Source organism: Megasphaera stantonii (assembly GCF_003367905.1).
GTDB lineage: Bacteria > Bacillota > Negativicutes > Veillonellales > Megasphaeraceae > Megasphaera > Megasphaera stantonii.
The window spans coordinates 1497580-1523560 of sequence record NZ_CP029462.1 but is presented as its reverse complement, the minus strand read 5'-3'; the positions used below and the strand labels follow the sequence as shown (position 1 = coordinate 1523560).

25 protein-coding genes are annotated in these 25981 nt (G+C 54.0%); 5 read left to right on the top strand and 20 right to left on the bottom strand.

The window, feature by feature from the left end; genetic code table 11:
• Nucleotides 1-200: 200 nt before the first annotated feature.
• The 7 genes from DKB62_RS07125 to DKB62_RS07095 form a co-directional block, all read right to left on the bottom strand.
• On the bottom strand, nucleotides 201-1148 hold the full coding sequence (locus tag DKB62_RS07125; RefSeq protein WP_107196040.1) for a sugar kinase: 948 nt from the start codon (nucleotides 1146-1148) through the stop codon (nucleotides 201-203).
• An 82-nt stretch (nucleotides 1149-1230) separates the two neighbouring features.
• The gene (locus tag DKB62_RS07120; protein ID WP_107196039.1) at nucleotides 1231-2571 is read right to left on the bottom strand and encodes an MFS transporter; all 1341 of its coding nucleotides are present in this window, start codon (nucleotides 2569-2571) and stop codon (nucleotides 1231-1233) included.
• Between the two features lie 42 nt (nucleotides 2572-2613).
• Nucleotides 2614-3630, bottom strand: a complete 1017-nt coding sequence (locus DKB62_RS07115) for a zinc-binding alcohol dehydrogenase family protein (RefSeq protein ID WP_107196038.1) — start codon at nucleotides 3628-3630, stop codon at nucleotides 2614-2616.
• Between the two features lie 26 nt (nucleotides 3631-3656).
• Nucleotides 3657-5261: a mannitol dehydrogenase family protein gene (locus DKB62_RS07110; RefSeq protein WP_107196037.1), complete on the bottom strand. Its 1605-nt coding sequence runs from the start codon at nucleotides 5259-5261 to the stop codon at nucleotides 3657-3659.
• Between the two features lie 27 nt (nucleotides 5262-5288).
• Nucleotides 5289-6374 carry a mannonate dehydratase gene (uxuA, locus tag DKB62_RS07105; protein ID WP_232818794.1) on the bottom strand — a complete coding sequence of 362 codons (1086 nt, stop codon included), beginning with the start codon at nucleotides 6372-6374 and terminating at the stop codon, nucleotides 5289-5291.
• A 233-nt stretch (nucleotides 6375-6607) separates the two neighbouring features.
• Complete coding sequence (locus tag DKB62_RS07100; RefSeq protein ID WP_087478445.1) at nucleotides 6608-7555, bottom strand: 2-hydroxyacid dehydrogenase; 948 nt, start codon at nucleotides 7553-7555, stop codon at nucleotides 6608-6610.
• Nucleotides 7556-7678: 123 nt separating this feature from the next.
• The gene (locus DKB62_RS07095) at nucleotides 7679-8233 is read right to left on the bottom strand and encodes a 3'-5' exonuclease (RefSeq protein WP_107196036.1); all 555 of its coding nucleotides are present in this window, start codon (nucleotides 8231-8233) and stop codon (nucleotides 7679-7681) included.
• Nucleotides 8234-8301: 68 nt separating this feature from the next.
• Between DKB62_RS07095 and DKB62_RS07090 the strand changes: the two genes are divergently transcribed.
• The gene (locus DKB62_RS07090) at nucleotides 8302-9024 is read left to right on the top strand and encodes a M48 family metallopeptidase (RefSeq protein WP_107196035.1); all 723 of its coding nucleotides are present in this window, start codon (nucleotides 8302-8304) and stop codon (nucleotides 9022-9024) included.
• A gap of 401 nt (nucleotides 9025-9425) precedes the next feature.
• Here the strand turns inward: DKB62_RS07090 and DKB62_RS07085 are convergent, their stop codons facing one another.
• The 6 genes from DKB62_RS07085 to DKB62_RS07060 form a co-directional block, all read right to left on the bottom strand.
• Complete coding sequence (locus DKB62_RS07085; protein WP_157949703.1) at nucleotides 9426-10595, bottom strand: ABC transporter substrate-binding protein; 1170 nt, start codon at nucleotides 10593-10595, stop codon at nucleotides 9426-9428.
• A 62-nt stretch (nucleotides 10596-10657) separates the two neighbouring features.
• Nucleotides 10658-11620, bottom strand: coding sequence for a M23 family metallopeptidase (locus tag DKB62_RS07080; RefSeq protein ID WP_232818793.1), 963 nt, complete (start codon nucleotides 11618-11620; stop codon nucleotides 10658-10660).
• Nucleotides 11621-11640: 20 nt separating this feature from the next.
• Nucleotides 11641-12165 (bottom strand): DUF4446 family protein, encoded by a 525-nt coding sequence (locus DKB62_RS07075; protein WP_095629029.1) that lies wholly within the window; start codon nucleotides 12163-12165, stop codon nucleotides 11641-11643.
• Between the two features lie 53 nt (nucleotides 12166-12218).
• Nucleotides 12219-13133, bottom strand: coding sequence for a ParB/RepB/Spo0J family partition protein (locus tag DKB62_RS07070; protein WP_232818792.1), 915 nt, complete (start codon nucleotides 13131-13133; stop codon nucleotides 12219-12221).
• Nucleotides 13123-13899 (bottom strand): ParA family protein, encoded by a 777-nt coding sequence (locus DKB62_RS07065; RefSeq protein WP_095629028.1) that lies wholly within the window; start codon nucleotides 13897-13899, stop codon nucleotides 13123-13125. The genes DKB62_RS07070 and DKB62_RS07065 overlap by 11 nt, the downstream gene beginning before the upstream one ends.
• Before the next feature lie 125 nt (nucleotides 13900-14024).
• Nucleotides 14025-15368 carry an ATP-binding protein gene (locus DKB62_RS07060; protein WP_107196033.1) on the bottom strand — a complete coding sequence of 448 codons (1344 nt, stop codon included), beginning with the start codon at nucleotides 15366-15368 and terminating at the stop codon, nucleotides 14025-14027.
• A gap of 229 nt (nucleotides 15369-15597) precedes the next feature.
• Between DKB62_RS07060 and DKB62_RS07055 the strand changes: the two genes are divergently transcribed.
• On the top strand, nucleotides 15598-16218 hold the full coding sequence (locus DKB62_RS07055; protein WP_157949702.1) for a hypothetical protein: 621 nt from the start codon (nucleotides 15598-15600) through the stop codon (nucleotides 16216-16218).
• Between the two features lie 73 nt (nucleotides 16219-16291).
• Here the strand turns inward: DKB62_RS07055 and DKB62_RS07050 are convergent, their stop codons facing one another.
• Together DKB62_RS07050 and DKB62_RS07045 are read right to left on the bottom strand one after the other, a co-directional pair.
• A complete protein-coding gene (locus DKB62_RS07050; protein ID WP_107196031.1) occupies nucleotides 16292-16999 on the bottom strand; it encodes a sugar O-acetyltransferase in 708 nt (235 codons plus the stop codon).
• A 110-nt stretch (nucleotides 17000-17109) separates the two neighbouring features.
• The gene (locus DKB62_RS07045) at nucleotides 17110-18393 is read right to left on the bottom strand and encodes an adenylosuccinate synthase (protein WP_087478433.1); all 1284 of its coding nucleotides are present in this window, start codon (nucleotides 18391-18393) and stop codon (nucleotides 17110-17112) included.
• A 238-nt stretch (nucleotides 18394-18631) separates the two neighbouring features.
• On the opposite strand from DKB62_RS07045, the gene DKB62_RS07040 reads away from it, so the two are divergent.
• Both DKB62_RS07040 and DKB62_RS07035 read left to right on the top strand, forming a co-directional pair.
• The gene (locus DKB62_RS07040) at nucleotides 18632-19996 is read left to right on the top strand and encodes a PhoH family protein (RefSeq protein WP_087478432.1); all 1365 of its coding nucleotides are present in this window, start codon (nucleotides 18632-18634) and stop codon (nucleotides 19994-19996) included.
• Between the two features lie 69 nt (nucleotides 19997-20065).
• The gene (locus DKB62_RS07035; RefSeq protein ID WP_095629025.1) at nucleotides 20066-20731 is read left to right on the top strand and encodes an HD domain-containing protein; all 666 of its coding nucleotides are present in this window, start codon (nucleotides 20066-20068) and stop codon (nucleotides 20729-20731) included.
• Nucleotides 20732-21015: 284 nt separating this feature from the next.
• Here the strand turns inward: DKB62_RS07035 and DKB62_RS07030 are convergent, their stop codons facing one another.
• Nucleotides 21016-22194, bottom strand: coding sequence for a tyrosine-type recombinase/integrase (locus DKB62_RS07030; RefSeq protein WP_107196030.1), 1179 nt, complete (start codon nucleotides 22192-22194; stop codon nucleotides 21016-21018).
• Nucleotides 22195-23013: 819 nt separating this feature from the next.
• Complete coding sequence (locus tag DKB62_RS12580; RefSeq protein WP_157949701.1) at nucleotides 23014-23301, bottom strand: hypothetical protein; 288 nt, start codon at nucleotides 23299-23301, stop codon at nucleotides 23014-23016.
• A gap of 97 nt (nucleotides 23302-23398) precedes the next feature.
• Here DKB62_RS12580 and DKB62_RS07025 point away from each other — a divergent pair, with 97 nt between their 5' ends.
• A complete protein-coding gene (locus DKB62_RS07025; protein ID WP_157949700.1) occupies nucleotides 23399-23758 on the top strand; it encodes a helix-turn-helix domain-containing protein in 360 nt (119 codons plus the stop codon).
• A 176-nt stretch (nucleotides 23759-23934) separates the two neighbouring features.
• Here DKB62_RS07025 and DKB62_RS07020 read toward each other — a convergent pair whose 3' ends face one another.
• The 3 genes from DKB62_RS07020 to DKB62_RS12805 form a co-directional block, all read right to left on the bottom strand.
• Nucleotides 23935-24747 (bottom strand): hypothetical protein, encoded by an 813-nt coding sequence (locus DKB62_RS07020; protein WP_162860296.1) that lies wholly within the window; start codon nucleotides 24745-24747, stop codon nucleotides 23935-23937.
• A 560-nt stretch (nucleotides 24748-25307) separates the two neighbouring features.
• Nucleotides 25308-25556, bottom strand: a complete 249-nt coding sequence (locus DKB62_RS12575; RefSeq protein WP_157949698.1) for a helix-turn-helix domain-containing protein — start codon at nucleotides 25554-25556, stop codon at nucleotides 25308-25310.
• Complete coding sequence (locus tag DKB62_RS12805; protein WP_107196027.1) at nucleotides 25553-25807, bottom strand: helix-turn-helix domain-containing protein; 255 nt, start codon at nucleotides 25805-25807, stop codon at nucleotides 25553-25555. Before DKB62_RS12805 ends, DKB62_RS12575 begins: the two co-directional genes overlap by 4 nt.
• Nucleotides 25808-25981 lie beyond the last annotated feature (174 nt).

Sequence of the window (25981 nt, the reverse complement as noted above, 5' to 3'; positions counted from 1 at the left end):
GCGCAGGGGCAGAACGCGTTTCATAATTTTCCGCTCATATTGATAAAATATGATGTTTTGTTCTTCATTATAGACTACGTAAATCCTTTTGTAAAGTAAAACGATTGTGTATTAAAGTATACAAAACAAGCCTCGGCATAACCCAAAAAACGGGCCGAGGACATGTCGTTCCTCAACCCGTTTTGGTGTAGTTCAATCTGCTATTCTGCCTGTTCGTTTTGGAACGCCGCCAGCTGCTCTCTTGTCGGCAAGCCTTCGTTGTCGCCGGCGACCTGGATGACCATGGCCCCGACGGCGGCGCCCCGGCGGGCCGCTTCTTCCATAGACAAGCCTTCCAGCCAGGCGCTGGTAAAGCCGACGGCAAAGCCGTCTCCGGCTCCGACCGTATCGACGACATGGTCTACGCGGTAGCTCGGTACGTACTGCCCGCCTTCGCTGCCGGCGACGTACGTGCCGCTGCTGCCGCCCAGCTTGATGACGACGAGCTTCGCGCCCCGTTCCAGATAATAGCCGGCGACGGCCTTTTCATCGGCCAGCCCGGTCAGTATCTTGCCTTCGCTGAGGCCGGGCATGACGATATCGGCGTACTGGGCAGCGTCGTTGATAACCCTGGCCATGGTTTCTGTATCAGGCCAGAGCATGGGCCGCAGGTTCGTATCGAAGGAAACGGACACGCCGCGGCGGCGGGCTTCCTTCATAAGGGCCACGACGGTCTGGCGGCACGATTCCGACACAGCCAGGGGAATGCCCGTCGTATGGACGTGGGTCACGCCGTCCCAGCAGATGCCCTGCAGGTCGTCAGGCGTCATGAAGGAGAAGGCCGTGTACTTGCGGATGTTCGCCACGGCCGGGTCGCCTTCCAGGACCCGTTCCTTCATCTGAAAGCCCGTCATGTGAGCTTCGTCGGTCTGCACATAGTCCGTATGGATTCCGTTGTCTTTCAAAAAGGCCCGGATGCTGCGGCCGAAGGGGTCGCCGCCGACCTTGGAAATATAGGATACGTCATGACCTAAGCGGGCCATGCCGACGGCGTAATTTAATTCGGCTCCGCAGACGTGGCGGGAAAATCGCTCCACTTCGGCCAAATCGCCGGGCCGGTCAGCAATGAGCAGGCCCATGGCTTCGCCGATGGTTAATACCTTTGCCATAGAAATCCTCCTTGTTTTCTTAGAAAAATAACTGAGTACAGTAAGGTACTATACTCAGTTATCCATTGCATATGACATGACGTTACATAGCGTCGTCCAGTTCGTTCAGGTCTCGTCCCGTCGTATCTTCGGAGAAGTAGGCGCCGAAGAAGCTCGACATGGAGAAGAGAATGGTCATGACGGCCAGGGGAACCCAGCTGCCCGTCATCGCCGTAACGGCGGCGGCCGCGATGATCGGACCGAAGCCCGTAGCGACGAGGCCGGCGATTTCCTTCGCCAGCGATACCATGGTGACGCGGTGTCTTGCGCCGAACAGCTCCGTCAATACGACGTTTTCCAGAGCGAAGAGGCCCTGTACGCCGACGTTCAGGCCGATGACCATGGCGATGGTCAGGATGACGGGGTCCTTCGTTTCGAAGAGAAGCATCATGGGAACGGCGTAGATAGCCGTAGCCAGGGACAGAACCATGTACATCTTGCGGCGGCCGAACTTATCGCCGAGCCAGCCGACAAAGGGAATGGTGAAGAAGGAAATGCAGGACGAAATGATGTTGGCTTCCGTCGCGACGGTCTTTTCCATGGCGAGGACCGTGACGATAAAACCGGCCAGGTAGGTCTGCATGAGGCCGCTGTTGCCGGCCTGGCCGAAACGCAGGGCCAGGGCGACGATAAAGCTCTTCCGGCCTTTTTTCGGCTGCTGTTCGACAGGGACGTCGCCGGCAAGCTGTTTTTCCCGTTCCGCTTCCAGCAATTTCTTCTTTTCCGCCATGACCGGGCTTTCGTGAACGAACATCCGGATCAATACGGCGGCGATCATGACGACGAAGGAGGCGTAGAAGGGGATTCTCCAGCCCCAGAGCAGGACTTCTTCCTTGGTGAGCATCGTCAGGATGATGGTCCAGATGAGGTTGGCCAACAGGGTGCCCGACGAGGTGCCGAGGCCGACGAGGCTGCCGACGAGGCCGCGGGTCTTCGTTTCGCAGAATTCCGTAACCATGACGCCGGCGCCGCTGATTTCCGCGCCTGCCCCTAAGCCCTGGATGATGCGGAGGGCGACGAGGCCGGCCGGAGCCCAGATGCCGACTTCAGAGTACGTCGGCAAAAAGCCGATGAGGGTAGATGCCAGGCCCATGAGGGTAATGGTGACGAATAATACCGTGCGGCGGCCCATCTTGTCGCCGACGTGGCCGAAGACGAAGGCGCCGACGAGGCGGGCGACATACCCGGCCCCGTACGTGCCCATGGCCATGATGAGGCCCATGGCCGGGTCCGATTCGGGGAAGAAGATTTCGTTGAATACGATAGCCGCTGCCAGAGAGTAGAGCTGGAAATCCATGAACTCCATGGCCGTGCCCAGCCAGCCGCTGGCGACGACTTTGACTAATTCCGATGTTTTGATTTGATACGATGCTTGTTGACTCATTCGCTGATACCGTCCTTTCGGAAACATTAAACTACGGGAATGTTAAAACGTAAGAACGATTTTCAGCACGTTTTCCGGGTGTTCGTCGTTGTATTGGAAGGCCTTGTCCGCTTCGGTGAAGGGGAAGGTGTTGGTGACGATGGATTTCGGGTCGACCTTGCCTTCTTTAAACCATTCGATGACTTCGGGGAAACGGTAGTTGTTGAGGCGCGTGCCGATGATTTCCAGTTCCTTGCTCATGATGTCGACCTGCCGGATGGGGAATTCGACCGTCGAGAAGCCCAATACGACGACGCGGCCTGCCGGGCTGGGCAGCTTCTGGATGCACATCTGCAATACGTTGACGTTGCCCGTCGCTTCGTAAATGAGGTTGAAGCCTTCGCCGCCGGTGAATTCGTTCATCGCTTCGACAGGGTCTTTGGTCTTGCTGTTGATGACCATGTCTGCGCCCATTTCCTTCGCCGTTTCCAGACGGGAATCGACGACGTCGAGGATAGCGACCTTAGCGCCCTTCATCTTGGCGACCTGAAGGATGATCAGGCCGATGGGGCCTGCGCCGCAGATGAGGACCGTGTCGTCGCCGGTCAGGCGGCCCTGATGGGCGACCTGGGCGCCGATGGAGTAGGGTTCAACCGTCGCGGCGATTTCCCAGGGAAGGTCCTTCGGCAGCTGGTGGAGCTGGTTCTGTTCTACGGCGACGTATTCCTGATAGCCGCCGTCGCGGTGGACGCCCAATACGTTGACGGTCTTGCAGACGTTGTGACGGCCTGTGCGGCAGGCATAGCAGTGGCCGCACGACACGACGGGGTCGACGGCGATGTGGTCGCCGACGGCGGCGTTCTTCACGTCTGCGCCGACTTTGACGACTTCGCCGACAAATTCGTGGCCTACGACGCGGGGATAGGTGGCGAAGGCGTTTTTGCCGTGATAAATGCCTACGTCGGAGCCGCAGATACCGGCTGCTTTGACCTTGAGCAGGACCTGGGTGCTGGTGATTTCAGGAATGTCACGTTCTACGACGGTAATCTTTTCCGGTGTTTCTACTACGACAGCTTTCATAATTGCATTTCCTCCTTAAACGATATCTATTTCACGTACTTGACTAATGTATTGCGGACAGCATGGGGGCCGGCGATGAGTTCTTCGAAGTAGCCTTCGATCTTTTCGCCGAGGCCGACTTCGTACAGGTCGCTGCCGAAAATCCCCGTGTTGGACAGGATGGGACGCAGCTTGCCTTTGGCAGAGGCAACGTCGCCGAGGACGACGCCCTGCAGGGCTTCCTGCACGTTCTGGAGCAGCGGGTCCGGGCTCGGCGTGAAAGCCTTGCCTTCGTCGTCGACAGCCAGGAGGTAGCGGCACCAGCCGGCGATGACCAGGGGCACGTAAGTCAGGTCTTTGGCTTTGTCGCCGTAAGCGCGGATCGTTTCGCCGAAGCGGATGCCGACCTTCTGCGACGTGTCGGTGGCGATGCGCTGGGGCGTGTCGGGCAGGTTGCCGTTGGTCAGGCGCTGTTCCAGGACTTCGGCGATGAAGGCCTTCGGGTCGAGGACGCCGGGGTTGGTGACGACGGGCAGCCCTTCGCCGTAGCCCATCTGTTCAATGAGGCCTTTGAGCTGAGGATCCTTCATTTCGTCGGCAATGAGAGTGTAGCCGAGGAGGCAGCCGTAGACGGCCAGAGCCGTGTGCAGCGGGTTGAGGCAGGTGCAGACCTTCATCCGTTCTACCTTGTCTACCGTTTCCCGGTCCGTAAAGATGACGCCGGCTTTTTCGAGGGCCGGGCGGCCATTGGGGAACTTGTCTTCGATGACCAGGTACTGGGCGTTTTCGGCGTTGACGAAGGCGGCGTAGCTTCCTTTATTGGTATGGATCAGCTCCGTATCACCGAAGCCGATGCCTTTCAGGTATTCCTGTACTTTTTCCGACGAGCGGGGCGTAATCTTGTCGATCATGCTCCACGGGAAGGAGACCTTCGTTTCGTCGTTGATGTAATCGGCAAAGCCCGGTTCGGCGACGCCGTTGGCGACCCACTGCTGTGCAAAGGCCGTCATGGCTTCTTTGATCTTGTCGCCATTGTGGGAGCAGTTATCGAGGCTCAGGAAGGCGAAGGGATACGCGCCGGCTTTGTAGCGGGCGTAGGCCAGGGCGGCGATGGAGCCCATGGAGCTAGTCACGTGTTCCGGGCCCTTCTTCATGTCTTCAGCGACGGCAGGGAAGTAATTGCCGGCGTAGTCCGTCAGCTTGTAGCCCTTTTCCGTAATGGTGAAGCTGGCTACCTGCAGCGACGGCGCTTCGAAGATTTCCTTGAGGCGCTTCCAGTCTTCGGTAAAATCGGGACGGCAGACGACGGATTCGACAACGGAGCCGATGACTTCGTTTTCAAAGCGGCCGTCGGCATACATGGTAACGGCCAGGCTCAAATTGTCGAAGGGACGGTATACGTGTTCGATGACTTCTTCGTCATATGTTTCGGCCGTAATGATGCCGGTTTGGGCCAGTCCTTCATTGAGCAGGCGCTGCTGGAGGGCGGCGATGAAGGCGCGGAAAATATTGCCGCCGCCGAAGTGAATCCACTGGGGCGCTTCCTTCGTCGCTGCTTCCACAGCCTCTGTATCGAACTGATACAGGGCGATACCGGCTTGTTCCCAGGCAGCCTTGTCTTCGACGAGGCTGCGGCGATGTAAATGTAGCATGTCAGGTTCCTCCTTATCGTATACGTCCTATTTCTGGCCGCAAATGCGGTTGATAGCGTCCCAAAGGCCGCAGAGGTAGTTGGCGCCGAGGGCGCGGTCGTACAAGCCGTAGCCGGGACGGCCTTCTTCGCCCCAGATCATGCGGCCGTGGTCCGGACGGATCGGGCCGTCGAAGCCGATGTCGTAAGCGGCCTTGACGATTTCAAACATGTCGAGGTTGCCGATCTGCGATTTATGAGCCACTTCGTTGAATACCCACGGTTCGTGAACCTGTACGTTGCGGATGTGGAGGAAGTTGACGCGGCCCATCTTGCCGAACTTGCGGATGATGTGGGGAATGTCGTTCTGGCGGTTGGCGCCGAGGGAGCCCGTGCAGATGGTGAAGCCGTTGCTTGGGCTGTCTACCATGGCGGCGATCTTGTCGAGGTCCGATTCGTTCTTTACGATGCGGGGCAGGCCGAATACGGAAATGGGGGGATCGTCAGGATGGATGCCCATCTTGATGCCCACTTCTTCAGCCACGGGGATGACGGCTTTGAGGAAGTATTCCAGGTTTTTGCGCAGGCCGTCTTCGTCCATGCCTTCGTACGCTTCAAACAGGCGGGTCAGCTCTTTCAGCCGTTCCGGTTCCCAGCCGGGGAGGACATAGCCGTTGCTGTTTTCCAGGACTTCTTTTACCATGTCCTGCGGCGTCTTGCCGGCTACCATGTGGTAGTCGTAAGCCAGGACCGTCGAGCCGTCGTAGAGGGGCTTGGCCAGCTCCGTGCGGGTCCAGTCGAAGACGGGCATGAAATTGTAGCATACCATTTCGATGCCGGCCTTTGCGGCGTTGCGCAGGGACTGGATGTAGTTTTCGATGTACTGGTCGCGGCTGGGAAGGCCGAGCTTGATGTCTTCGTGAACGTTGATGCTTTCCAAATCCTTGAATACGAGGTTGTTCGCTTCAGCCTGCTGTTTGATGTGAAGCAGCGGCTCTACGGGCCATACGTCGCCGACGGGAATGTCGAACAATGCGCCGACGATGCCGTCCATGCCGGGGATCTGGTCGATCTGCTGCAGCGTAATCTTGTCGTCTTTTTCTCCGTACCAACGGAAGGTCATTCTCATGCTCATACTGGTTTGCTCCTTTTACATATGTGCTGAATACTTGGTTACCTAAATGGTGTCTTTCGTTGTTTACATACTACCATACTAGTGTTATGTTAAGCAATATATTTTTCGTTGCTTGCAAATATGCTATAGTTATTTGATTTCCTATCTATTTATGGTATAGTGTATGCTATTTCCGCCCATAAAAAAAGCAGTACAGGCCTGACAGGCCTATACTGCTTGGGGATTCGTATACCTTATAAGATTACGTTTTTCTGATTTCCTGCCATGTAGGCGTCGATGTTGTCGAAGACGATGACGGCGCGTTTTTCCATGGATTCCTTCGTCGCAAAGGCTACGTGGGGCGTGACGATGGTGTTCTTGGAATGGAGCAGGGGATGATTCGTATCGAGAGGCGGTTCGTTTTCGAATACGTCGATGCCGGCGCCGGCAATCTTGCCGCTGTTGAGGGCGTCTGCCAAGGCCTGGGAGTCGACGACGGGGCCGCGGGCTTCGTTGACCAGGAAGGCCGTCGGCTTCATGTACGACAGCGTTTCGGCGTTGATCATGCCGCGGGACTGGTCCGTAACAGGGCAGTGGAGCGATACGATATCGGACTGTTCCATCAGTTCCTTCAGGGGAACGTATTTGATGAGTTCCGTATCGGCTTTATGGGAGAAGCCGTTGTAGGCGATGACCTTGGCGCCGAAGGCATGGACGAGCTCGGCGACGCGGTGGCCGATGGCGCCCGTGCCGATGAGGCCGACAGTCTTGCCTTCCAGTTCAGCGCCGATGAAGCCGGCCTTCGTGCCGCCGGCGCGGCAGGCTGCGTCTACCTGGGGCACGTAGCGGAGCAGGTCGAGGATCATGGCGATGGTCAGTTCGGCGACGGCGACTGTCGAATAGCCCGAAGCGTTGCTGACTTTGACGCCTTTGGCCTTAGCCGCTTCCAAATCGACGTGGTCGACGCCCGTAAAGGCAACGTTGATGTATTTCAGGTTCGGGCAGGCGTTGATGACTTCGCCTTTCAAGGGCATGTTGGCGATGATGAGGATATCGGCGTCCTTGGCTTCTTCGATCTGGACGGCCGGGTCGTCGTTGCGTTCGTAAGCGGCGAATTCATGGCCCTGTTCCCGTAGCGGCTTTACGTACGAATCGAGAAGTTCCTGGCTGATTCCCAGCGATTCAAGCAATACAATTTTCATGATGTTCAATCCCCTTTCGGTATAGAAATTATCTTGTTTCATTATACGCATAGATTGACGATAATGTAAGATATGTATTACCAAACGACATGAGGTGCCCTTCTATATGCAAAATTCATATTTCTATAATATCTTCAGGGAGAGGCCTGTCGCCGCCATCAGCTCTTCCATGGAAGATGCGCCGACCTTCTTCGCCGCCTCGCAGACGATGAAGGCGCAGGCCCGGGCGTCGTCCAAGGCCTGATGGTGGCGGAAGGAATAGCCCAGGAAACCGGCTACCGTATCGAGCTTGTGATTGGGCAGGCCGGGCCAGACCTTGCGGGAAATTTCCACCGTGCAGGCGTACGTCGCCCGGGGCGGTTCCAATTCGTACGTCTTGAGGAGGCTGCGCAGGACCCGCGTGTCGAACACGGCGTAGTGGGCCACGAGGATGCGGCCCTCCAGATGAGGCCGGACGCGGTCCCACAGGGCGTCGAATTTCGGCTTGTCCCGCACCTGGTCGGGCGTGATGCCGTGGATGCGGATGTTGTCCGGCGAAAAGGACATGTAGGGAGGGCGGATGAGGGTATAGCCTTCCCGGACCGTCTCGTAGTCCCGTACGGAAACGGCCGCCAGGGAGCAGGCGCTGTTGTAGTATTTATTGGCTGTTTCAAAATCGATAGCCGTAAAATCGAGCATGATAGTATCTCCTTGCAGCATATAGTATAATATGATGGTATTATACCACATCGACAGAGGAGAGGAATATGAATCCCATATCGCAGCGCCCCATCTGCCTTGAGGGCCGTCAGCTGACGTACGTCCTGGAGCGGAAGGCCGTAAAAAACATCAACCTCCGCGTCCGCCCCGACTTATCCATTTACGTATCGGCAGGGCCCCGCGTTCCCATAGAGCACATCGAGGCCTTTCTGCAAAAGCAGGGCCCCTTCATCGTGAAAGCCCTGGACGAGTACGCCTGCAGGAAAGCCCTGCCGGTGCTGACCTTGCGGGACGGCGACAGCCTGTACGTGGCGGGGACGGCCTGCACCCTCGACGTGCGCCTGGGCCTGCGCAATACGGTGCGCCGCCGCGGCCGGACCGTATTCATGGAGCTGGCCGACAACACCGTCGAGGAGCGACGCCATCTGTACCACGAGCTGCTGCGCAGGGAAGGGGAGAAGCTGTTCGCCGAAAGCCTGGCCCGCATCTTCCCCCAGCTTTCGGCCTACGGCATCGCCATGCCCAAGCTCCGCCAGCGCGTCATGCGCTCCCGCTGGGGCTCGTGCATGCCCGCCAAGGCCATCATTACCATGAACACCTACTTGGCCATCATGCCGGCGGAAATCATCGACCACGTCATGCTCCACGAGCTGTGCCACCTCGTCCATCCCAACCACTCGCGCCACTTTTACAACGTCATGACGATGATCATGCCTGACTGGAAGGAGCGCCGCGCCGCCATGACGCCATACCTGCCGTACTGCGTGTAACGGCTTGCCTATCCATTTCCCATGAGGAAGTATCCGGACTGACGGGAATCCCTTTGGCGCGCATTCATCGCGAAGGATGGTACGACGATGTAAAAGCTCAACGGGACAGCGTAAAAAAATTGAGGGAAAACGTTCGTATACAAAATAAAATATAACGATAACGATACGGCGCGTCGGCATGGCGTCGTATGATGCGAACCATAGCGGCAATCACCGCCGGTTGCGGAAACTATCAAAAATTTCCCGTCCCAAAATACCTGCCGCAACGTTACTCTATCCATCAATTCAGCGATTATTATAGAAATCCTCACCAACTACATCTCGTCGTATTACAAAAAAATTGCGGAACTGTCATCTCGACAATTCCGCAATTTTTTATGTCTGCCACCGCGTACAGCCTATCATAATTGGACCGTCGGCCGCTTTTCCAGCAGCGCCGGCTGTCCCTGCCAGAAGGTCATGATAAAGACCGGCTTGATGGCGTCGTGGTTGGCGTCCAGGGCGATCATGCCCGTCACGCCGTGGTAATCGATGGTCTTGGCCAGCTCTGCGGCGATTTTTTCCGGGTCTGCCGAGCCGCTGCGCCGCACCGCTTCGGCCACCATCATGAAGGAGTCGTAGCCCAGGGCGGCGTAGCTGTCGGGAAGCTCGCCGTATTTTTCATAATAGGCCTCGGCAAATTCCTCCGCCACGGGTTCGCTGGCGTCGTTGGCATAGTGGTCCGTATAGAACAGGTTCTGCAGATACGCCGGCGACAGGGACTGAGCCATGCGCTGGCCGTTCCAGCCGTCAGGGCCTAAAATCAGGGCCGCAATGCCGGCGTCGCGGGCCTTTACGATAAATTCCATGGCCTTTTCATCGTAAAAGGGCGCGTATACGACCTGGCACGGCGAAGCCTTCAAGGCCGCTACGGCCGCCGCAAAGCTGTCATCTAACGAGACGTCGACGTAGACCGGTACCTGGCCGCCGTCGGCTAAGAAGGACTGCTTGAAAAAGGCCGCCAGCCCTTTGGAGTAGGCCTGCCGTTCGTCGTACACGACGGCGGCCGTGCGGGCCTTCAGCTGACCGAAGGCGTAATCGGCCATAGCCCGCCCCTGATAGGAGTCGATAAAGGTCGCCCGGAACATGTACTCGTGGGCTTCGCCCGTCCCATGGTCGACGGTAATGTCGGGATTCGTGCCGGCCGGGCTGATGACGGGCATCTTCGCCGCCGTCGCGTCGCGGACGACGGCCAGGGCGCAGTGGGATAAGTTCGGGCCGATCATCGCCACGGCATGACGGCTCGTCAGCTGCTTCACCGCCGCCTCGGCGTCGCCGGCGCTGCCGTGATTATCGACGGCGACGACCGTCACAGCCTCGTCCAGCAGGCCGCCTTCGGCGTTGATCTTATCGCGGGCCATGCCGATGCCCCGAGCCGTCGCTTCGCCGTAGGCCTTTTCCTCGCCGCTGAGGGCCAGGTTGACGCCGATGACGACGTTATGGGGCCGCTGGACGTAGGACGTGCCGAAGCCCAACGCGCCGACGACGATAAAAAACAAGATAACGCTGCCATAATATTTGAGTTTTTGCATAACAACCTGCCTTTCAAAAAAAGAGGCGGCGCCGCCCAATATCGGGCAGCGTCCCCTCATCTTTACGGCAAGAACAACAAGGGGTCGGTCGGAGTCCCTTGTACGCGGACTTCATAATGGACATGAGGCCCCGTGCTGCGGCCCGTGCTGCCGGCCAGGGCGAGGATGTCGCCCGTATGCACCGTTTGTCCCACTACGACGAGAACCATGGAGTTGTGACCATATCGCGTGACAAAGCCGTTGCCGTGATCGACTTCGACAAGGTTTCCGTAGCCGTCTACCCAGCCGGCCGCCGTGACCTCGCCGGCCGCCGTCGCCTGGACGGGCGTACCGTAATCGACGGCAATATCCAGGCCTTCGTGGAAGCCCGTGCCGCCGCCGATGGGATTGCCGCGGTAGCCGAAGTTAGACGTAATCGTGCCGTACGCCGGCCAGATAGACGGCGTCGTCGACGATGCGTATTGCGCTGATACCTGCTGCATCTGCCGGACCTGCAGCCCCGCCGTATCGCTCAGTACGGTTTTCAGCGTAATGAAGCTGATAATGCGGGCGTTCGTTTTCGTTTCCAGACGGGCGGTGGCCAGCAGCAGGTCGTTGTAATCGGCAGAGGAAAGATCCGGCCCTTTCTTCTGCGCCCCTGCTGCGCCACCGTCACCTTTTGGGCTGCTGCCCGTCCCTGCGCCCTTGACCATCTGGCGGAGTTCCTGGTCCAGGGCGTCCATCTTATCCATTTTTTCCTGGAGCGACGCCGTCTTTTCCCGCATGAGCTGCAGCTGCTGCTCGTGGAGCGCCTCCTGGGCCCGGGCCTGCTGCAGGGACATGAACTGGTACAGGCCGAACCCGATGGCCGCGACTAAGACGACGGCCCCGGCGATAGCCGCCCGCAGCGCCGTCCGATACTGCTGCGGCGATAGGGTAACCGGCTCTGTCCCGGAGCGGCGCAGGACGCCGACCAGATCGGCGGCGGACTGCGTCATATCGCGCCAGCGGGCCTTAAGCCCCGTCATAATTTCCTGTAATTTCAAGGTCTATCCCTTCTTCAATCCTAATCCTTCCGGACCGGCTGCACGTCGCCGTGATAGTGCAGGGCCTGGTCCAGGCTTTCCTTTTCCTCTTCGCTCATGCCGTACAGGCATTTTCCCTCGACGATGGGCTTGGCAAAGATGCGCGACTCGCTGCGGCCGTATACGCTCGACAGGCAGAAGCCGTCGTCCTTGCCGTCCAGGACGGTGCAGGCGAAGCTCAGGTTGTTGCCGATGTTGTCGAAGGCGTTGTACCGCACGAAGCCGATTTTGCGGAAGCAGTGGTTCTGTACGGCCAGGATATCCTTCTGGGTCTCGTGAATCCGGTCCAGCGTGTCCTGCAGGCCGTGGAGCTCGGCCACGTCCTCGCGCAGCTTGGCTTCGACGCTTTTCCCCGTTTCATCCTTCATAAAAAAGGTATATTTTTCTTCCAGCGCCTTGATGCGCCGGTTCAATATGACAATATACGCCAGCAGCAGCACCAGCACGAGCCCGGCGATGCCGGCTCCTATCATGTACGCGAGCTGCGCGTCCAATCCGTAAAGCATGTCTTTCCTCCTGACAGGTCAATAACTTTCGTAAACAGGCCTGTTTTTGCCGATCACACGCGGAAAGAGGAAGGGGAGAAGGAATCCCCGTCTTCCGGCTCATCAGTCAAAATAGCCAGCAATCGTTCAAATTCTTCTTCTGAGGCAAAGGAAATCTCGATTTTCCCCTTCTTCTTGTTCCGGCCCAGGCGGATGGCTACGTTGGTGCCCAAATGCATCTTCATCCGGTCCTGCATGGATTCCAGATAGGCGTCAGGCTCCGGCGCGTCCTTCGGCGGCTCTTCCCGGAGCATAGCCCGGACCATGGCTTCGACCTGACGGGCCGACAGCTCCTGGTCGATGATGCGGGCCGCCGCTTCCATCTGCGCCTGCCGGGCCTTCAGCTGCAGCAGGGGGCGGGCCTGTCCGATAGACAGGACGCCGTCGATTAAATACTGCTGGATTTCCTCCGGCAGCTGGAGAAGGCGCATCATATTGGACACGTGGACCCGGCTCCGGCCGACCTTTTCCGCCGCCTGCTCCTGGGTCAGGCCGAATTCCTGAATCAGGGCGCGGTACGCCGACGCTTCTTCTACAGGGTCCAAATCTTCCCGCTGCAAATTTTCAATGAGGGCCAGCTCTGCCGACACCTGAGGCGCGCAGTCCCGCACGACGGCGGGAATCTTCGTCAGGCCGCAGAGCTTCGCCGCCCGCAGCCGCCGCTCGCCGGCGATCAGCTCGTAGGCGCCGCCCTTTTTCTGGATGACGACGGGCTGAATCAGGCCGTACTGCCGGATGGACTCGGCCAGCGACTGGAGCGCCTCATCGGAAAAGGCCCGGCGGGGCTGCTTCGGGTTGGGGGAAATCAAGTCGATGTCGATTTCCAGGGCTGCGCCGTCGTGAGGCTCCGGATGCTCCTTCAGCCCCAGGGCCTGCAGGCCCCGGCCTAAGGGCTGGTTCTTGCCCAGTCCCATCTTCTTAGCCGACACGGCGTATCACCTCTTTCGCTAATTTCGTATACACCTCGGCGCCCCGCGAATGGGGATCGTATATCGTAATGGGCTCGCCGTGGCTCGGCGCTTCGCCCAAGCGGACGTTGCGCGGAATAATCGTGTGGAACACCTTGCCGCTGAAGTATTTCTTCACTTCCTCCGTCACCTGGATGGACAAATTCGTCCGGCCGTCGTACATCGTCATGAGCAGTCCCAGGAGCTGCAGGCGGGAATTCAGATTGTCCCGCACCATGTCCACGGTCTGCATGAGCTGGGCCAGCCCTTCCAGCGCGTAAAACTCGCACTGCACGGGAATGAGGACGAAATCAGCCGCCGCCAGGGCGTTGAGCGTCAGCAGCCCCAGCGAAGGAGGGCAGTCGATGACGACGTAGTCGTAGGACTTCTTCACCTGCCCCAGGTAGGCCTGCAGGGCCTTCTTCAAAATATACTCGCGGTCTTCCATCGTGACCAGCTCCACCGCCGCGCCGGCGACGTCCATCGTGGCCGGTACGAGGGATAATTTCTTTATCATTGTCGGCTGCACGACGTCTTCCATCGGCCTTCCTTCGATCAGGCAGTCGTACAGATTCGTTTCCAAGCTCGCCTTGTCGACGCCCAAGCCGCTTGTCGCGTTGCCCTGCGGGTCCAAATCGACGAGGAGCGTCCGCTTGCCGCTTTCGGCCAGACAAGCGCTTACATTGACGGCCGTCGTCGTCTTGCCGACACCGCCTTTCTGGTTCGTTATGGCGATGATATGCGCCAACACACCCACCTCATTCCCTGTATATAAAGTCAACTTCATTTTAAAGTCTATATTATAGTATAGCATAGTCAATGTCTCGTAGCCAGTGGTCAGCGAGGTATGATAACGTAAAGTTGCAGAATGATTTACGTATGGTTCCGTTGTTCCAGCGCCAACCCAATCAGCCGGTCCGTTTGGTCAGCCATAAACAGGGGAATGTTCAGCATATCGTCGTCCAGCTTCAAATTATCCAGCGAAAACCGGACGCGGAGCTTCACCTGCTTTGGGAACAATTCCTTGAATTTCTTTAAGCTCTTGCTGGCTGTGTTTGCCTCGGATTTGACTTCGATTGGAAATATGTCGTTCTCCCGCTGAATTAAGAAATCTACTTCGTAAGGCGGATTGTTCTGGCTCCAGTACCGCGGAACGACTTCAAATTGCGTAATCAAGGTCTGCAGCACGAAGTTCTCCGTCAGCGCCCCCTTGAACTCGGTGAACAAGCGATTCCCCTCGCCAAAGGCCGTCGGCGCCAGCTGAGCCAGCCGGCGGAGCAGCCCCACGTCTGCCAGGTAAATCTTAAACGCTGAAAGATCATCGTAAGCAGACACGGGCAGGCCCGGCGCGGTACTTCGGTAAATCTTATGCACCAGGCGGGCATCGACCAGCCACTGCAGGGCGTCCTCATATTCGCGGGCTCTTGCCCCTTCTTTGACTACTTTATAGAGAAACTTTTTATTTTCCCTCGCCAGCTGGGACGGGATCGATTTCCAGATCATCGAAATCTTGGGAAACTCGCTGACGTTGGGGTGCTTGGCAAAGTCTCGCTCATAGGCCCCCAGAATATCGGACAACGCCTCCTGCATGGCCTCCACATCCCGCGCCTCAGTCCACATCTTGACAGGTTCGGGCATGCCGCCGGTCACATAATACATTTTCAGCTTTTCGTATAAAGGATTAAAAAAGGCGTCGGGAATGGGCTCTAGGGTATTCACTGTTTCCAGATATGCTGCCAGGTTTTCATCCCCATTGGCCAGCAGGAACTCCGTAAAGGTCATGGGGTCAATCTGCATGAAGTTGACCTTGCCTACGGGGAACGAAGAGGGCTTTGCCAAAGCGATGCCCAAGAGGGAGCCGGCGCAGGCCACGTGATACTGCGGCGCATTTTCACAGAAATACTTCATGGAGTTCATGACCTTGGGGCAGTCCTGCACCTCGTCAAAAATGATCAGGGTTTGTTCCGGCATGATCTTTTGGCCGCTTGCCAGCATCAGATTCTGCAAAATCCGGTCTATATCCTTTGTCGTTTCAAAAAACTGCTTATATTCTTCATGTTCATCAAAGTTGAAATACGCCGTGTTTTCATAACAGCGTTTTCCGAATTCCTTCAGAATCCAGGTCTTGCCGACCTGGCGCACGCCTTTCAAAATCAATGGCTTGCGATAGGGGGAATTCTTCCATTTCAGCAGTGTATTCAATATCAATCGTTCCATAGGCCCACCTCATCACACTTTTATACGGTATTTAGTGTTGTTATATCACATTTTTATTGTATATCACTGGCCATGGAAATGACAAGGCCCATCACAAAATTATCAGCAGCCTCAAATTTTTATGGTATAATAAGACCATCGTCACGCATCGTTCAGAAGACGACTACACTACACGAAAGAAAGGGAACCCATCATGCCAGTATACGAAGGTACCATACCCTCCATCAATATGGAACAAGTCAGAGAATACGCCGCCCAGCGGGGACAAGGGGACGCAGACGACGCCGTCCTCAGCGAAGCCTGCACAACCGTCCTGCATTTAGCCGCGCCGAAGGCCGTCTTCCAGCAGGGATACTACGACGCTGCCTCCCATCATATCCTCTGCAGCGCCCCCTTTAAGCTGAAAAGCGAACAAATCGTCCCGTATTTGGAACAAGCGCGCATCCTTCTCATGGCCGCCGTCACCATCGGCCCGGCTGTAGAAGAAGAAATCGACAAGCGCTTCCTCAACCAGGACGTCGCCGGCGGCATCGTCCTCGACTCGGCGGCAGCTGTCGCCACGGGACAGCTCCTGGACCAGCTGACCCATCACATCAACGAAATCTGCGAACCCAAGGGATATAAAATCCTCTGGCGCGTCAGCCCCGGCACAGCCGACTGGCCCATCGGCCAGCAGATGGACCTGGCCAACGCCGCCGGAGGCGGGCAAATCGGCCTGGCCGTCACGGCCGGCGGCATGCTCAGCCCCCGCAAAACCCTGACGGCCCTGTTCGGCCTCGTCCCGACGGAAGAAGGCTGCGGCGGCTCCTGCTCGAGCTGCTCTATGTCCGGATGCTGCGGCAGCTGCTAAGCTGTTAATGTAATAGTATATAAGACGTCAAACGCCGCCGCGCGATGAAAAAGTCGCGCGGCGGCGTTTTGCCTTACCGTTTCAAATCCTCCATAAGCTCGGCGACAGAACCGAAGGTCCGGCTTAGATTCTTTCCCTGCTGTACGTTCTCTATAGCCGCTGTCGTCTCGGCGTTGGGAGCAGAAGGGAGTGCATCATCCGGTCCATCTTCGCCAAAGCGCCGTATCACCCGGCAGGGATTGCCGACGGCTACGCAGTTGGCCGGAATCGAGCGGGTCACGACGCTTCCGGCTCCGACGACACTGTTTTTCCCGATGGTGACGCCGGGCAAAATGACGACTCCACCGCCAATCCACACGTTGTCCTGTATTTCCACCGGCAGGGCGTAGGTGCGGAAGAAGGGCTCTTCCGTCTCGTTCCCGTCCAGACGCAGCCGTTCCTGGGGCAAAATGGGATGGGACGAGGTGTAAATCTGCACGTTCGAGGCGATGAGCACCTTGCTTCCAATCCGTATAGGCTTATTGTCTACGAAGGTGCAGTTCATGTTGATGATGACGTCGCTGCCGATATGGATATTCTTCCCATAGTCGCAGTAAAAGGGCGTGTCGATTTCTACATTTTTACCGATTTCGCCCAGCAGCTCCTCCAGGATAGCCCGTCTCCGTTCCGCGTCTTCATGGTCCGTCATATAGTATTCCCTCGTCAGCCTGCGCGTGCGGGCAATCAGCTTCATCGTCGCCTCGCCGTTTGCTTCTACAAAATCCGTCGTATCATACTGCATCGTATCGCCGCCTTTCCAAAAACCTGCGCCGGTATACGGAAAAGGCCGGCCCCAGATAGGCCGGCTCTTTTCCTCATGTTGTATTGTTATGGTGAAAATCCAAAAATCTCTTAGAAGATGTCGTGCAAGATGATGGTCTGGCTGCGGTTCGGGCCGACGGAGACGATGCCCAGGGGGACTTCCGTCAGTTCGCTGATGCGTTCCACGTACTTGCGGGCCGCTTCGGGCAGCTCTTCATAGGTCTTGCAGTCCGAAATGTGGCATTTCCAGCCGGGCATTTCTTCGTATACCGGTTCGACCTGTTCCAATACGTCCAGGCTGGCCGGGTATTCTTTGAGCAGCTCGCCCTGGTATTTGTAGCCCGTGCAGATCTTGATCGTGTCGAGGTCGTCGAGGATATCCAGACGGGTGATAGCCAGGTAGTCGAGGCTGTTCAGCATAGCCGCGTATTTGACGACAGCCGTATCGAGCCAGCCGCAGCGGCGGGGACGGCCCGTAACGGTGCCGAATTCATGGCCCGTGTTGCGGAGGTATTCGCCGATTTCGTTGTTCTGTTCCGCCGGGAAGGGGCCTGCGCCGACGCGGGTCGTGTAGGCTTTGACGACGCCGACGATGTTTTCCATGCGGCGGGGGCCGACGCCGGAGCCGGTGCAGGCGCCGCCGGCCGTCGGGTTGGAGCTGGTGACGAAGGGATACGTGCCGTGGTCGAGGTCGAGCATGGCCGCCTGGGCGCCTTCAAAGAGGACCTTCTTGCCTTCCTTGACGTACAGGTTGGCCGAGTAGTTCGTATCCTTGACGTACTGGCGGATCTGGTCGGCGTAGCCCAAATATTCCTTGAGCATCGTATCGTAGTCGAAGCCTTCGCAGCCGTAATATTTTTCAAACAAGCGGTTCTTCAATTCCAAGTTGACGCGCAGCTTTTCGGCGAAGACCTTTTCGTCCATCAAATCGCCAATGCGGATGCCGACGCGGTTTACTTTATCTGCATAGCAGGGGCCGATGCCGTTTTTCGTCGTGCCGATCTTGGCGTCGCCCTTGAGCTTTTCGTCTTCTTCATCGATGCGGATATGGTAAGGCATGATGACGTGGGCCCGCGTGGAGATTTCCAGCTTGCTGATCTGCACGCCCTTGGACGTCATGCCTTCGATTTCTTCCAGGAGGACGGCCGGATTGACGACGACGCCGCTGCCGATGATGCAGGTCTTATCGGCAAACAAGATGCCCGACGGCAAAAGACGGAGCGCAAAGGATTTATCGTCGACGACGACCGTATGGCCTGCGTTGTTGCCGCCTTGGGAACGGATGACAACGTCCGCTTTCTGCGCCAAATAATCTACGATTTTACCTTTACCTTCATCACCCCACTGGGTGCCTATTACCATTGCTGTAGCCATATATTCAACATCCCTTCACTAACTTTCAAATTAACAAACACTTATATTATACACGAAAACGGGCTGAATTCCTATTCTCTTGCGAAAAATATATACAAAAGGCCGGGAGAATTTGGCATGGCTTCCATTTTTTGCATAGTTTTTACAGTATTGCGGTAGAAAACCCCGAAATTACCTTGCTATGATAGGGTATACATGGAAAAAATTGCAGTAAAACAGAATAAAGGCAGGGATTTTCATGGCAAAAACATACGTAATCGACACGAACGTACTCATCCAGGCGCCGTACGCCCTTCAATGCTTTGAAGAGAACCGCCTCGTCCTTCCGCTGGTCGTCCTGGAAGAGCTGGACGGCCTGAAAAAGGCCGACGGCGAGCGGGGAGCCAACGCCCGGCGGGCCATCCGCTTTTTGGAAAAGCTGCGCCTCCAGGGCGACCTGCTGGGCGGCGTGGCCTTGCCCACAGGAGGGACGCTGCGCGTCGAGGCCAACTGCTCCGATGTCGAGCTGCCGGCGGCCTTGCCCGACGACAAGGCGGACAACCGCATCCTCAAGGTCTGCCAAGGCCTGAAGGAAGAAGGGCCTATCCTCGTCACCAAGGATCTCGTCCTGCGCCTGAAGGCCCAGATCCTCGGCATCGAAGCCGAAGATTTCAGCACCGAGCAGGTCATCCCCGAGGAGGACCAGTACACGGGCCGCCTCCAGTGCTACGTGCCGGAGGACAAGTTCAAGGATTTCAAAAAGAAGGGCGTCCCGACGAAGGACGTCTACCTGTCCGACGCCGAAGGGAACACGAGCCGCCCGGACCTGACGGAAAACCAGTTCGTCATCTTAAAGGCCGACCAGTCCCTGCGCAAAACCCACTTAGGCCGGGTCAAGGGCAAAAAGATCGTCCCCCTGGAATACAAAAAGAGCCAGCCCTACGGCGTCAAGCCCCGCAACTCGGGCCAGTATTTCCTCCAGGAAGCCCTCATGAAGCCGGCCGACGAAGCGCCCCTGGTCATCGTCAAGGGCCAGGCCGGCACGGCCAAGACCTTCTACGCCCTGGCTGTCGGACTGGAGAAAATCGTCAACCGCCCGACAGGCGAGTACCGGCGCATCCTCGTCTGCCGTCCCAACGCCCAGTTCGACTCGGACATCGGCTTTCTGCCCGGCGACGAGCAGGAAAAAATATCACCCCTCATGCGGCCCATCATCGACAACCTGGAGCAGCTCATCGACGCCAGCGAGGAAGAGCGCTATGAAAACGAATTGGAGCTGAAGGACAAAATCGACGAGCTCTTCGACCGCCACGTCATCCAGACGGAGGCCCTCAATTTCATCCGCGGCCGCTCCTTCGTCAAGACCTACCTCATCATCGACGAGGCCCAGAACATGACGCCCAACCAGGCCAAGAGCATCATCACCCGGGCCGGCAAGGGGACGAAGATCATCCTGCTGGGCGACCCGAACCAGATCGACAAGCCCTTCCTGGACGAGCGGACCAACGGCCTGAGCTACGCCTCGGAAAAGATGAAGGGCAGCCCCCTGTGCTTTCAGATCACCATGACGGCCGACGAATGCGAGCGCTCCGAACTGGCCTTAGACGCCGTTCAGCGCCTGTAAATATAAGGAAAGGATAAGGGAAGGCGCGCCGCACAGGCGGAGCCAAGGCCTTCCCTGCACAGCACGACTATGAAAAAATTCACCTATGAAAACGTAATGAACGCCAAAGAACTGAACATCTACCTCGAACAGGGCAACGAAGTGCTCGGCGTCCTGGGCTACACGGAGCATTCGCGCCGCCACGCCGCCAAGGTCGCCGTCACAGCCGGCAAAATCCTGAAAAAGCTCGGCTACGACGAGCACACCGTCGAGCTGGCCCGCATCGCCGGCTACATGCACGACCTGGGCAACTGCATCAACCGCGTCGACCACGCCCACACGGGAGCCCTCATGGCCTTCCAGTTCCTCCGCCATTGGGGCGCGCCGCCTGAGGACATCGCCGTCATCATCACGGCCATCGGCCAGCACGACGAGGGCAGCGGCACGGCCGTAGACCCCGTGTCGGCGGCCCTGATCCTGGCCGACAAGACCGACGTGCGCCGCAACCGCGTCCGCAATCAGGTCCGGGAAACCTTCGACAAGCACGACCAGGTAAACTACGCCGCCCTGTCGTCCAAGCTGAAAATCGACGCCGCCAAAAAGGTCGTCACCCTGGAAATCGAGCTGGACGAGACGATCTGCTCCATGATGGATTACTTCGAAATCTTCCTCCAGCGCATGCTCATGTGCAAGCGCGCCGCCGAACGGCTGGGCCTGCGCTTTAAGATGACGGCCAACGGCAACAAGATCTGCTGACCTGACCATACGCCGCCTCCGACCCTCTATGCCGGAGGCTTTTTCACGCCTTTATCCCATCCAATCCCCTCCAAGGTAGTCACATCGCCTCAATTCATCATGACAATTCGCAATACATATTATTCACACATAGAAAAAGATTAGATTTTTGCGGAGATTTAGTTTATAATGATGCGTTTTCTATTCAGACATCCCATATTTCGCATGGTTAAGCCATTTCTTTCGGCATCCCAACTACATTCTTTTACACGTGTAACCTGTATGTGTAACCTATCGTGTATCCTTTATATGCCATCAAAAAAGTCTCGATATGTTGAGATAATATTATCGTTTTGATGATTCGCATATACTTCGTTAATCATACTGGTATTTTTATGTCCTGTTATAAAACGCAATTCCGCAGCTGGAATATTATGATGCACGGCATTTGTAATAAAAGTATGTCGAAATAAATATCCGAATAATGACCGCTTAATACCTGCTCGTCTTCCCACGGCATTTATAGCAGCATACATGCATTCTAATTCAATATGCTTTTGCGGATCCCGCTGCGACGTAAATACCCATTGTGAATCAGGTCGTGCGTTTAAATACTTTTTAAGCGCTTCGCAAGCTTCACTCGAAATCGGAACCCAGCGTTGTCCTTGCGGGGTTTTAGTGAAATTTCTGACCTTTTGAATTTCCCGCGAATGTCCAATCGTTTTTTCTACTTTAATGGCTCTTTTTTCCCAGTCGATATTGCATCGTTCCAACCCGGCTGCTTCGCCAGGACGAATTCCAGACGACAATAAAACCAAAATGAGAGCTCCATACCGAATCGCCATAAAATCGTCGCTATGCAAAAATTTTTTTAATTTTCTTTCTTCTTCCGCCGTTAGGGGAGAGCGATTCTGTTTTTTCTTCGGCACATGTTTCGGGCATGTAACAAATTCCATCGGATTTCGGCTAATACGCCCCTGTCGTTTCAACCAGAAAAAGAATCTCTTCAGAATTTGATATGTAGCTTTAGGGCATCTACGCTCGTTCATGGCGTTCAAAATTTTTTGAATAACAATCGCGGTACATTCTTGTACAGTTACTTTAGACAGCTCGTCAAAGTAATATATTTCGAATTGTCTTCGCGTATTGATCTTCGTCTCATTATCCCGATAGTTGGGAATAACGTAAGCCTCTACATAATCCATTAATTCTGTATACGCCGAGACGCTTTTCGACGATGCCTTCGTATCATTCGTTTTAGCCGATACGGCAGGCTCATACTTACGCTTGTACATTAATTCCAGCCGCGCGTCTTCCGCTTCTTGTTTCGTCCTAAAACACTGAGAGCGTTCGTAAATCACATGTCCGTCATTATCATATCCCATAGGAAATTTAATAACCTGATAATATACCCTTCCTTGGTTATTTTTTTTCTTCTGTATGGTACCTTTGCCTGTCGGCGGTGTCTTTTGTATTGTTGTCATGTTGGAGTTTTCTCCCTTCAGATTGGAAGAAAACCTCCTGTCTTTATGTACGTAAGTACGGATTACCGACGATTCATCAAGCAATATACGGCGCCCTTCGTTTTTTTGTTTAATACGACTTTCTTTGGCCGCTCTGTACAACGTTGACTGCGGTATTCCGTATGTGTCTGATAGGTATTTTACAGACACGTACTTATTCGTGATTTTTCTCCTTTCTTATATTTTAGGTTTAAAAACCCCCTATTATATTTTATAGTAAAACAACAATGATTGCAAGACAAATGTCAAAGATATTGCCCCAAACAAAACGGACATCACGCTTATTTCAGAACCTATATATAAGTTATCTTCGATGACTGAAAATTCCACCGAAAGCATCCAAAACATAAAGTGCTGTATGAAATGCATTAGTAAGATGAAAGGTATAAATAGTTTAGCAATTCATCCAACAAAAAAACAGGAATATTCAATAACCGTTAGGATACCTGCCAACTCACATAATTGACAGGATAAAACGATTATAAATATTCCCGTTTCATAATAATGCAATATTAATGAATATAGTAACCCGCATGCTCATTCTACATTATGTATTGGGAAAGCTATATCGCTAATGGGCGAAATATTTTTACGGCTACCTGGCGCTATTATCTAACGCGTCTATGATATAAATGGTTCTATTAGAATTTATGCTGGCTGGAAATTAAAAGGATGTACAACAGGTCCTAAAAACGTTACAATGTTGGCGTGTCATTTTACGTGGTTTAGAAGAAGATCAAAAATATAACACAAAGAGGCTGCAGTTGCAGCCTCTTTGTGTTACTTATTAGATAATGCTTTGAAAACAAGAAAAACAATTCCTCCAATTACGAATACTGGAGTTAAAGAAGAAATTAATCCGAGGATAAGCTGAAAAGCCACGGGACCTACGGCTAAAAAAACTAGTGCAACCAATATAAGTGGCAATGTAAAAACTCCTTCCATGTAAATATAATATTTTCTTTCTATAACGTTTCCACAATGCGGAGATTCTTTTTTATCACTAGCCGTTTTTTCTCTATTTTTTTCACAGTTTCCCCCAAATATGTTGTTTCCATTATAATCCATTTATAATATATTTTCAAAGTATATTTTAAATAGATTATATCCCATGTATTCTCCGTTCTTCTATATACTAGAGCCATATAAGGAGAACAGAACCGCTATGGAAACAATAGGAGAACGCATAAAACAGCTTCGGCTACGGCTTGGGCTGACACAGGCAGAATTCGGCTCATTATTCCATGTATCAAAACAAGCCGTCCATTCATGGGAAAATAATATCAATATGCCTGATGTCGCCAGCCTGATTGAGATCGCCGATTACGGACGAATTCCCGTCTGTACGCTCTTGGGATATCCCCATGAGTACTGCCAGTTGCGCGATGCAAAGAAAATTAAAGATCCGAAGACAGACTATCAAACGTTTTCCGGCCGTGAAATCCGGTTAATCAACCGGTTCCGTACGTTATCATCGGCCCAGCAAAAAGCGATTGAAGTCATACTCGGCATACGAAACGACTAGTTTCGTATAGCTTGCCCTATATAAGAAAACCTAATTACATATGCATTGCTGCATTACACAAGGAAGATATAAGAAAACCCGCCATACAACGCTATGACAGCTGTTATATGACGGGTTTTCTGCATTATGTGACGCCATGCTTCGTTTTCATCGTATATACCGGCCTAGAGCGTACATCACCTATTCCGCAGCTCTTGAGACAACTGTTTCCATTCCTCCGGAATCGGGTTGGGAATCACGTTGGGAATCCTGCCGTATTTAGGATTCGAGGAATACCATTCTTTCGGAATAGGGACCGGGGCTATGCCGATGGATTCTAACTGCCGGATATATCGCCGAAACGTTTCTTTACTGCCTTGAAATTCGATAGCGTTTCCATTATCCCGTACCATTGTACCGGTAGTAAACTGTTTTTCTGCTTCCCGGACATGCCGGGCCCGGGCGCAAAGCATCATCGTGCAGCGGAGCTTTATTTTCATCTTTTCTGTAAATGGACTATGTGCTATACGCCGGATCGCATCGTTCCGGTATTTATAAAAATCACCGGTTCCGATGGTTTCCGTGTATTCTTTGTATAAGAGACTGTTTCCCAAATATTCGTCGAATAATCCAAAATTAAACTCATAACAGCGTAGTTCTGGACATTTTGCTTTCATCGCCTGTATTTTATCGGCATAACACTGATATTCCATCCGGATAATGTGCTGGGATTCCTCTGTATACAGGTTCCACTCTTCGGCGTCGATATCCGGACGGGTATCCAATGCAGGCTGAGTATCCATGATTTCTTCTTGTTTATCATACAGGATGAATTTAGAGCTTTTCCGCTTTTTTTCCAGTGACGACGCGTAGCTCCCTGCATATACGATTTTATGTCTGTCTATTCGTTTTATCATATCAAAAAACAGTTCCGGATAGTCGCAGCGTATATTTATGGCATAATCAATCCGTGTCAGGTTCCAGTGTTCCAGCCGTGCGATTCGTTCCATGGAGAAGACCTCGAACAGATACATATAGAAAATATCAGTCAGTGCCTTAATATTTTCCGGTGTACAGCAAAATAAATCAACAGTCCGCATTCCGCATATCATCATTTGCGGTTCGACCTGTATCTGAATATAATACCGTACACTCCAAAAGCAGGCATAATCTCGCCGGTACTTCTTTGCGCTACATGTAATCCTGCGTATACCAGGTATCCGGTAATATTGTTCATGGCATCGGTAATGCAACCCCATTGTATGGGGAGACGATGCATAGGAGCGAATCTCCTGTTTCTTCTGTTCCGACAAATGAAGGCAATCCATCACACGAATCAGGGTATGCAACGTCGTGGTATATTGTGCTTCAAAAGTATGTACGATACATTTTTCACCTCTGTTCGACACGAAATGTACACCGTTTCCGCAACGAAGCAGAATGGCCGTAAAGCTGATACGTATGCCATTTATCAACGATTGGGCCATCCCATTTTGTCTCGGAAACGGTGCATATTATTTATCTATTAAGCCTGATATAGCGATTTTTCATACGTACAATAAAAAAATTTTTACGATACATGATTTGCATATAACGTTAATTGGTTTTGACTGCAATACAACAGCAGCGCGTTTTTATAGCTTTGAATAAACATCTTACGACGGCGTACCCGTTCTCCTTCTTCCAGACGCCGGAGCGATGAGTAGGAAACGCCTAAGGTTTTGGCAAATTCGTACCTGCCAATATGTAGTGTTTCCCGCATATGCTGTAAACGTTGTCCTTCTTCCCGCCATATCATTTCTACTGGTATTTGATTCATACTCGTTCTTTCCCTTCCGTTGTAATATCCGCTATATCAATCTGATACAGCATAAGCAGGCGAACCAATACCTTCGCCGGCATTGTCGTTTTTTCTAATTCATAATTCGACAGCGTAGACGGATGCATGCCGCACAGCCGCGCAACAGAGGCTAGCGACAATTTTTTCTGCCGCCGTATCGCTCGTAACTTTCTTACATTTATAATTTCAAAATACACAAAAATATGTCCTTTCTTAAAAAATTTGGGCATACGTTCAGCCTTTCATCTATAGAATTACAGTCTTCTTCTGCCGTTTTCCTGAAAGAAATTCACGTTTTATACGTTTCAAAACATATATATTCCCAGACAGTACCTGATAGTACAGGCACAGGCTGCCTAAAAAATATCAGCCCCCGGTGGTTTGATTCTATCCAGAGAAAGGAT

Coding starts and splice junctions, on each gene's coding strand:
- DKB62_RS07125 (WP_107196040.1), bottom strand. CDS start 1,148: ATGGCAAAGGTATTAACCATCGGCGAAGCCATGGGCCTGCTCATTGCT.
- DKB62_RS07120 (WP_107196039.1), bottom strand. CDS start 2,571: ATGAGTCAACAAGCATCGTATCAAATCAAAACATCGGAATTAGTCAAA.
- DKB62_RS07115 (WP_107196038.1), bottom strand. CDS start 3,630: ATGAAAGCTGTCGTAGTAGAAACACCGGAAAAGATTACCGTCGTAGAA.
- DKB62_RS07110 (WP_107196037.1), bottom strand. CDS start 5,261: ATGCTACATTTACATCGCCGCAGCCTCGTCGAAGACAAGGCTGCCTGG.
- uxuA (WP_232818794.1), bottom strand. CDS start 6,374: ATGAGCATGAGAATGACCTTCCGTTGGTACGGAGAAAAAGACGACAAG.
- DKB62_RS07100 (WP_087478445.1), bottom strand. CDS start 7,555: ATGAAAATTGTATTGCTTGAATCGCTGGGAATCAGCCAGGAACTTCTC.
- DKB62_RS07095 (WP_107196036.1), bottom strand. CDS start 8,233: ATGCTCGATTTTACGGCTATCGATTTTGAAACAGCCAATAAATACTAC.
- DKB62_RS07090 (WP_107196035.1), top strand. CDS start 8,302: ATGAATCCCATATCGCAGCGCCCCATCTGCCTTGAGGGCCGTCAGCTG.
- DKB62_RS07085 (WP_157949703.1), bottom strand. CDS start 10,595: ATGCAAAAACTCAAATATTATGGCAGCGTTATCTTGTTTTTTATCGTC.
- DKB62_RS07075 (WP_095629029.1), bottom strand. CDS start 12,165: ATGCTTTACGGATTGGACGCGCAGCTCGCGTACATGATAGGAGCCGGC.
- DKB62_RS07060 (WP_107196033.1), bottom strand. CDS start 15,368: ATGGAACGATTGATATTGAATACACTGCTGAAATGGAAGAATTCCCCC.
- DKB62_RS07055 (WP_157949702.1), top strand. CDS start 15,598: ATGGAACAAGTCAGAGAATACGCCGCCCAGCGGGGACAAGGGGACGCA.
- DKB62_RS07050 (WP_107196031.1), bottom strand. CDS start 16,999: ATGCAGTATGATACGACGGATTTTGTAGAAGCAAACGGCGAGGCGACG.
- DKB62_RS07045 (WP_087478433.1), bottom strand. CDS start 18,393: ATGGCTACAGCAATGGTAATAGGCACCCAGTGGGGTGATGAAGGTAAA.
- DKB62_RS07040 (WP_087478432.1), top strand. CDS start 18,632: ATGGCAAAAACATACGTAATCGACACGAACGTACTCATCCAGGCGCCG.
- DKB62_RS07035 (WP_095629025.1), top strand. CDS start 20,066: ATGAAAAAATTCACCTATGAAAACGTAATGAACGCCAAAGAACTGAAC.
- DKB62_RS07030 (WP_107196030.1), bottom strand. CDS start 22,194: ATGACAACAATACAAAAGACACCGCCGACAGGCAAAGGTACCATACAG.
- DKB62_RS12580 (WP_157949701.1), bottom strand. CDS start 23,301: ATGGATTATAATGGAAACAACATATTTGGGGGAAACTGTGAAAAAAAT.
- DKB62_RS07025 (WP_157949700.1), top strand. CDS start 23,399: ATGGAAACAATAGGAGAACGCATAAAACAGCTTCGGCTACGGCTTGGG.
- DKB62_RS07020 (WP_162860296.1), bottom strand. CDS start 24,747: ATGGAACGAATCGCACGGCTGGAACACTGGAACCTGACACGGATTGAT.
- DKB62_RS12575 (WP_157949698.1), bottom strand. CDS start 25,556: ATGAATCAAATACCAGTAGAAATGATATGGCGGGAAGAAGGACAACGT.
- DKB62_RS12805 (WP_107196027.1), bottom strand. CDS start 25,807: ATGCCCAAATTTTTTAAGAAAGGACATATTTTTGTGTATTTTGAAATT.